6 protein-coding genes are annotated in these 7,183 nt (G+C 41.1%); 2 read left to right on the plus strand and 4 right to left on the minus strand.

All coding sequences use genetic code 11. The features are described from left to right. Nucleotides 1–81: 81 nt before the first annotated feature. The 4 genes from ACKPVM_RS13710 to ACKPVM_RS13725 form a co-directional block, all read right to left on the minus strand. Nucleotides 82–615, minus strand: coding sequence for a fimbrial protein (locus ACKPVM_RS13710; protein ID WP_409309774.1), 534 nt, complete (start codon nucleotides 613–615; stop codon nucleotides 82–84). 190 nt (nucleotides 616–805) lie between these two features. Further along, complete coding sequence (locus tag ACKPVM_RS13715) at nucleotides 806–1,609, minus strand: LuxR C-terminal-related transcriptional regulator (RefSeq protein WP_409309776.1); 804 nt, start codon at nucleotides 1,607–1,609, stop codon at nucleotides 806–808. 424 nt (nucleotides 1,610–2,033) lie between these two features. Continuing rightward, complete coding sequence (locus tag ACKPVM_RS13720; protein ID WP_409309777.1) at nucleotides 2,034–2,504, minus strand: FidL; 471 nt, start codon at nucleotides 2,502–2,504, stop codon at nucleotides 2,034–2,036. Continuing rightward, complete coding sequence (locus ACKPVM_RS13725; protein ID WP_409309779.1) at nucleotides 2,491–3,282, minus strand: winged helix-turn-helix domain-containing protein; 792 nt, start codon at nucleotides 3,280–3,282, stop codon at nucleotides 2,491–2,493. Before ACKPVM_RS13725 ends, ACKPVM_RS13720 begins: the two co-directional genes overlap by 14 nt. A 561-nt stretch (nucleotides 3,283–3,843) precedes the next feature. Between ACKPVM_RS13725 and ACKPVM_RS13730 the strand changes: the two genes are divergently transcribed. Next, nucleotides 3,844–4,392 carry a fimbrial protein gene (locus ACKPVM_RS13730; RefSeq protein ID WP_409309781.1) on the plus strand — a complete coding sequence of 183 codons (549 nt, stop codon included), beginning with the start codon at nucleotides 3,844–3,846 and terminating at the stop codon, nucleotides 4,390–4,392. A 154-nt stretch (nucleotides 4,393–4,546) separates the two neighbouring features. Then, nucleotides 4,547–7,057: a fimbria/pilus outer membrane usher protein gene (locus tag ACKPVM_RS13735; RefSeq protein WP_409309782.1), complete on the plus strand. Its 2,511-nt coding sequence runs from the start codon at nucleotides 4,547–4,549 to the stop codon at nucleotides 7,055–7,057. Nucleotides 7,058–7,183 lie beyond the last annotated feature (126 nt).

Consider the following 7,183-nt stretch of genomic DNA (forward strand, 5'->3'; position numbering starts at 1 on the left):
GCCCACTCCCTTTTGTCAGCACAATCACTTTGGGTAAAACAGGCGCGAATTTCGCGCCTGTTGTTGCACTCGTGATTAGGATTATTGATAAGCGAGAGTGAAGTTCGCCACTGACGTAAACTCACCAGGAACAACGGTCGCAGTCCCGCCATCCCCTTGCAGATATGCCGCGAAGGTCAGAGTATTATTGCCATCCTGAACGGCAGTGGGTCGAGAAGCTTCACCCAACTTAATCGACGTACCATCGCCATTGGTGAGAACAATGGCTGCGCCTTGAGCGGTTCCCACCAGGCTGAGGTTATCCGTCTGGGCAGCAGAAGCAGTACCGGTGAACGTTGTGGTGACGGTCTTATCCGTCAGGGTAGCCACATCACAGTTTTCCAACTTAATATAGAAAGGACGAGGAGTCGATTTCCCGCCATTTTCTAACGCTTTGTTAGAAACCTGTCCCATGTTTACCGTCTGGTCAGTCGTTTCCGGCGTAATAGAGCAAGGTGAATCGATAATCGATCCTTTAAAAGTAACAGTCCCTTGCCCTTGATCGGCAGAAAAAGCAGCGCCGCTTGATAACGCCAAAACTAAACCAATAGCTGAAGAAATATGCTTAATTTTCATTTACCTTATCTCCTAAAATATAATCACATGCGTAAGATACTCATAACGAAAAGTACATAAAAACACCTCAAAAAAAATCAAGGTATCGTCAGTACACTGATTTTGTATAAGCAAACGCCATACAAAAGATGGAATTAAAATTAAAAAATATAAGTCACGATAAAAAATAACGAATTAAAAATCACTCAAATTAATGTAAATTCAAAGCAGATTCATTTCCTCGATGTAAAAAGCCATCCCCTTTGCACAAACCGATCAATTCTACTAGCCTATTGAATCCCATTTTCACCAGTGCATTTTTTTTATGCTGATGAATAGTTTTCACACTACACCCTCTTTCTTTCGCGATACTCAGCGTGCTTTTTTCGCCAAAAAGTTCAGCTAAAATAAAGCATTCCATTGGTGTCAGAAATATATCCATCTGCTCAAGTGCTGTCATATCATCAATACGCTTATCATTTATCTGTACTGCAAGCGACGGACTCAAATAACAAGAACTCGGTTCTAATGCCAAGGCCGAATTAAGGCAATCGAGATTATCTTTCTTAGACAAAATGATGCTGACCTCGAAACTTCGCATCAACACAACTGATGGGAAATGAGGAGAATCCAGTAAGACGATAATTTTAACATCCGGATAAAAATGTTTTAGCTTATAAATAGCATGAAGCGTTTGCATCCAAACAGGATTGTATGCAACAAAAACGGCATCGACATTTTCATTTATTGCAATTTGATAAAATAGGTCATTAATGTCGTCAACTACGCTAATAATATATGCAGAATCATTTTTTTCACTTAAAAATTCGGTAATAGCCTCCTGAACATAAACATTATTATCGAAAACCAGAATCAGTTTATCCGTACACTCGTTTTTTTCTAATGATAGAATCTTATTTACGCTCGCCACACCCTCTCCATCTTTTATACGAACCAGATAGAACACTATTTTTCTTACGCCGACATCAGCGAAAAAACCGATTGTGCGTAACATATGGGACTCACCGCAGAACAAGATCAATAGTAGGTTAAAAAAACAAACGCAGAGTCAAAATTCACAATAAAACAAAAAAACAGAATAATAAACCATTGACTGTTAGGATAGTTCTCAATGTAAAGTTAAATAAACTTCTACTAAAGATTTACCAGTTAATTTCCCTTCATTCATGGAAAAGTCCTAAAAGAGATATTAAGAAGTAATATTGGTAACGACCTACTTCCGTATAAAAAGCAGTAAATCAGGGGGGTGTAAATAGTCTTACAAACACAGGTGATTAAGAGGAAAGCAAGGAAAGTAAATATCAGGTTAAGAGAAAGTTATGGGGTTGGATAACGTCCGTGACTGGGGAGTGAGCATTTTCACTATCTATAGATAGAAAGGTAGCGAACACAACACGCTCATCTATCCTCCAGAAGTGTCAGTAGCGGATATTGCATGCCATTTTTGATTGCACGGTACTGACCAAATAAGTATGTTTCGTCAACATCTCGATTTGAATCACATCATTCTCACCAAGAATAGGAATAGCGTTTTCAGGAGCGCTGTCATTCACATTCTTATCCAGAGTGATGTTGTGAACCACTAATCGGTTAGACTCTCTGGTGGCATCAAAGCTAAAGGTACGTCGAATGGTCAATGGGATGCCTGAGCTATCAATATAGATGCCATTAACTAATACTAATGCTCTATTCTTACTATTCAGGTAAAAATAGATGTCATACTCCTTTCGGATGGTTTTATCATTTTCGTTGACTTTTACCTCGGCGTGACAGATAAGTGGCTTGTTGTATAAGTTACTATTAAAATAAAAAAACACACCGAAAAATAAAGAGATAAATGAAGCTACAGCGATAAAAACAGTTTTTTTCCCAATTTTAATAGTCAACATACGTCACGCACCCTTTCCCATCGGTCTGACAGGAGATCACAATTTCCATTTTTTTATCTACCACGCCCGGTATTGATGTCTTTTTTGATAAGAAAAACAGCACATTCTCTGAACAAAGGTTCTCGTAATTTTCCGGCATCTGTTCATCAACACGCTTATACAGGTAAAAAACATCACATTTTCCTGATGGACTTACATTCACAAGATACCTATAAGGAAAGCGGTTACCATTTTCTACGATCACCCCAACAAACAAAAGTATCATGCTGAAAATAAAGAAACACGTTACATACCCGCGCTTACTCATGGATTTAGCAATGGTATAACCACGACCTCCCCATGAAACACGCTCGGTAGGCTTATTCTCTTTCAGAATGACCTGTGTTTTCTCTTCCTCGTTCTCTTCCTCGCTCATTCCCTCGGATTGTTTTTCTATTTCATTTTCTTTATGGCAGCGCTCAATGCTTTCCACATTAAAGATAAGACCCGACTTAGGAATTGTGACGATTGACTCAGCAAGATCAAACTCCCGCAGAGCTTTACGTAACAGCGAGAGATAATTATTAAGATTATTAATGGAAGAACATAGCCCGTTCTTTTCAAGCGCCTCTTTTAGCAATACATCTCGGCTTAATGTTACCCCTGGGTTTTCTATCAATAGACAAAATAATCGGGAAACAGGAAAACTTAAGGCCACAGCTTCATTTTCACGATCGTGCCACGCAAGCGTACCATCATCCTCATTAAAAAGGATTAAATGGTTAATTAAATACACCATATGTTTTTTCCACTACGATTAAGGTGTGGGACTTGAACGCTACAGCATCGTTTTGACAAACCATGCTACGGTTTACAAGAATAAAAATATCATTGTTTATTGTCAAAGGATATTTATTTTGCGTTTAGTTTCCATATAGGAAAGCATGCTTATCACTATATTTACATAAACATAGATAACCTCTCCTATCTTTTCTTAAAAAAACAAAAAATTAAATAACACACTGAATCAAAAAGAATATTTTTCACTTTAAATTTAAAAAATCATCGTTACCAGGCTATAGGGCCAAGCCCTGTAACAAGAATTTAAACCTAAAAAAAAGTAAAAATAAGACATTTAAACCAAAAAAATCTAAATGAAACAATATATTTGACTGAAAAAACAAGTCTATCTACCATAAGCACACATTCATTATCGACCTGAACATTGCAGCAGCAGAAAGATCGGTAATAAATTTTATTCATAAAGTGTAATCATCATGAATACCATAAGCATCTTTTAAAATGTGGTATTCACGTTTCTAATACTTATAAAATAGTAACAATATAAAGAGAGTGTACTATGAATTTATCAAAAATTGCCCTGGCGTCTTTTATCACGATGATCTACGCCGCAGGAGCACATGCCGCTGATTCACATAACGGTTCGGTGACATTTAAAGGGAAAATCATCGATACGCCGTGTTCCGTTTCTCAGGAAGACCTACAACAAACGGTAGAATTTGGTGAAATCAGCAAGACCGTTTTAGAGAACGGTGGAACTTCTGATATAAAAACGTTTGATATCACGCTCAAAGATTGCAGTCTGGAGACTTCAACCAGTGCAAAAATCGTATTCTCTGGCGGCGCAGCTTCCGGTACGAACAGTGAATTACTGGCATTAAATGGCAGCGCATCCGGCGCAGGCATTGCGGTAGAGTATTCGGGCAGCAAAATTAAATTTGATGGTTCAACGCCGGCCGTTGATGCAACGCCGTTAGCAAACGGAAATAATATTTTCTCATTTACATCTTATGTTGAAAAACTGCCAGTACCACAAGGCGGCCAATCAGCGACGATTACAACAGGTTCTTTCGCCAGCACCGCTAATTTCGTCGTCTCTTATCAATAAATAACGGAGAAAAACGGCAAGGATGCCACCATTAGCTTCATTGATTTAATTGAAAGCACTACGAATACATGCAGAGTCCTAAATTAGGAAAACACATTACCATTATTGTGTTTTATACCCTGACTACATCATTTTTATAAAAACGCGCAGTCTCATGAATATAATCACTATCATACTTAAAGAAAAAAAAAGAGGCGCGTTATTTCGCTATAGCATTTTCACTTTGTCTCTCAACGTATTCACACTTAATGCGACAGAATTTAATATCAACGTGCTAGATGTTAATGAAGGTGAAAATATTGATCTTAGTCATTTTTCCGATCCTGAATATGTCACACCAGGGGAATATCTACTATCTATAAAAATTAATACACGTGAAATACATCAACAAATGATCAGCTATTTACCAACGGGTAATACCAGTAATAAGCCAACAGTTTGCCTGCCATCGGCCATGGTTGATAAACTCACACTAAAAAAAACAGCCCAAGAAAAAATTATTTTTTGGAACAATGGAATATGCGCAGATCTGACGCCAATACCTGGCGTAAAAGTATCTAATCAGATAGGAATGGGAAGCCTGAATATTACTATTCCTCAGGCATGGCTTAAGTACAGTGATAGCCACTGGGTTCCACCAGAACAATGGGATCATGGCATCAACGGTGCACTGCTAGACTATAATCTGGTTGGTAATATTCGTCATAATACCAATAACAGCGGCGGATCCCGCTACTTCAGCAGTTACGGTACTGCCGGATTTAATCTGGGAGCCTGGCGCTATCGTGCGGACTATCGTTATTTTCTACAAAAGTACCGTGATTCAAGTCGCGATCGATTCTCGTGGGATCAGTTTTACGCCTATCGTCCATTGCCAACCATATCGGCCGATCTAAAGCTCGGAGAAATGTATTTCAGCAGTAATTTGTTCGACAGCTACCGTTTCACCGGCATTTCACTGGAAAACAACGAGAATATGTTGCCCCCGTCATTGCGGGGATATGCGCCTGAGATCCGTGGGGTCGCCAAATCTAACGCCACCATTACCGTGACACAGAATGGCCGGATGGTTTATGAAACGACGGTACCCGCAGGCCCTTTTGCCATTCAGGATCTGAAGAATGGGGTTAGCGGAACATTGGATGTCACCGTAACGGAAGAAGACGGCACCGTAACAACGTTTCAAACCGAGGCCGCCAATCTGCCTTATTTAACGCGACCGGGGCATGTACAATATAAACTCGCCGCAGGCAAACCGTCAGATTCAGATCACCATATGCAAGGGCCAGCCTTCTCTGCCGCGGAAGTATCATGGGGATTATCCAGCGCCTGGTCGGTATATGGCGGCACGATCTTGTCAGATAGCTATCAATCCTGGTCAGCAGGCGTCGGGAAAAATCTTTACCTGCTCGGCGCGCTATCCGCAGATATCACCCAATCACGCGCCACAATACCGACGTCATCTTCATCGCTGACGGGACACTCTTTTTCCCTAAACTGGTCGAAATACTTTGATTCCATTGATAGCCAACTGAGTTTTGCCGGTTATCGGTTTTCGGAAAAAACATACCTAAGTATGTCGCAATACCTCTACACGCTCGGCCACGACGGCAGGTACCACAATGAAAAAGAGCGTTATACCTTAACGCTCTCGAAAAACTTTGCCACGCAAGAGAAACAAACGCTGCTGAGCGGCCTGTCCGCCTATTTATCTTACACACACCAAACATACTGGAATACGTCACAGCAGGATCGTTACGGTCTTTCATTGAACAAATATATTAATATTGGTGCATTCCGAGGCGTGGCCGCCAGCTTGTCTGCTTATCGGACAACGTTCAACCGCCGCACTGACGATAGCGTATACCTGAGCTTTTCTATTCCGCTAGGAGAAAAGCAGCGTCTTAGTTACAGCATGAGTCACTATGACAACGGTAATAGCCAGGCGCTCACCTATACGAACAACGTCGATCCCAACCATTCCTGGAACCTGAGTTCCCGCTACGACAGTAGAGAGAACACCTATCTGAGCGGGAACTATACACATCTTGCCCCAACGACCGATGCAAACGTCGGGCTCGCCTGGCAACAAGATAGCTATACCTACCTGAATGGCTCGCTTCGAGGAGGTTTTACCGCAACCCGCTATGGCATTGCCGCACATCCCAAAGGGAACAATGGTGGTACGCGTATTATGGTCGATACGGACGGGCAGCCTGATATACCGTTTTACAACAGTCGGGTAAAAACGAACCGCTACGGTCTCGCCGTGATTGCCGACACCAGCAGTTATTACGATGTATCAACACGAATTGATGTACAAAAACTGCCAAGAGAGATGGAAGCAACCACGACAGTGGTTCAAGGAACATTGACGGAGGGCGCAATTGGCCACCGTAAATTTGATGTCGCCAGCGGCGCAAAAGTCATGGGCCATGTGACGTTGAACAATGGCCGATATCCTCCTTTTGCCGCGCTGAGAAAAAATAAAAAAGGCCGAGATGTCGCCATGATAACCAATAGCGGACACGCTTATATTACTGGCGTATCACCGAATGAGACCCTATCTGTCATCTGGGACGGAAAAACACAGTGCCATATTACGTTACCCACAGCACTACATTACCTTGAGACGCTTCTTTTACCTTGCAGATCGGTAAATTGAACCGTAAAAATTTTGGAGAATAAATAATGAAACCGTCCTTTTATAGAAAAATAATAGGGCTATTTATTAGCAGTAATGCCAGTCAGTTAAGCGACTGACTGGCAGTTTATCTACGGGCCTTACTGT

It is taken from the genome of Pectobacterium hainanensis, from assembly GCF_046237015.1.
Taxonomy (GTDB): Bacteria; Pseudomonadota; Gammaproteobacteria; order Enterobacterales; family Enterobacteriaceae; genus JBJYIN01.

What these genes read in the sequence shown, in the direction of transcription:
- ACKPVM_RS13710 (WP_409309774.1), bottom strand. Translation starts at nt 615, where the DNA reads ATGAAAATTAAGCATATTTCTTCAGCTATTGGTTTAGTTTTGGCGTTA.
- ACKPVM_RS13715 (WP_409309776.1), bottom strand. Translation starts at nt 1,609, where the DNA reads ATGTTACGCACAATCGGTTTTTTCGCTGATGTCGGCGTAAGAAAAATA.
- ACKPVM_RS13720 (WP_409309777.1), bottom strand. Translation starts at nt 2,504, where the DNA reads ATGTTGACTATTAAAATTGGGAAAAAAACTGTTTTTATCGCTGTAGCT.
- ACKPVM_RS13725 (WP_409309779.1), bottom strand. Translation starts at nt 3,282, where the DNA reads ATGGTGTATTTAATTAACCATTTAATCCTTTTTAATGAGGATGATGGT.
- ACKPVM_RS13730 (WP_409309781.1), top strand. Translation starts at nt 3,844, where the DNA reads ATGAATTTATCAAAAATTGCCCTGGCGTCTTTTATCACGATGATCTAC.
- ACKPVM_RS13735 (WP_409309782.1), top strand. Translation starts at nt 4,547, where the DNA reads ATGAATATAATCACTATCATACTTAAAGAAAAAAAAAGAGGCGCGTTA.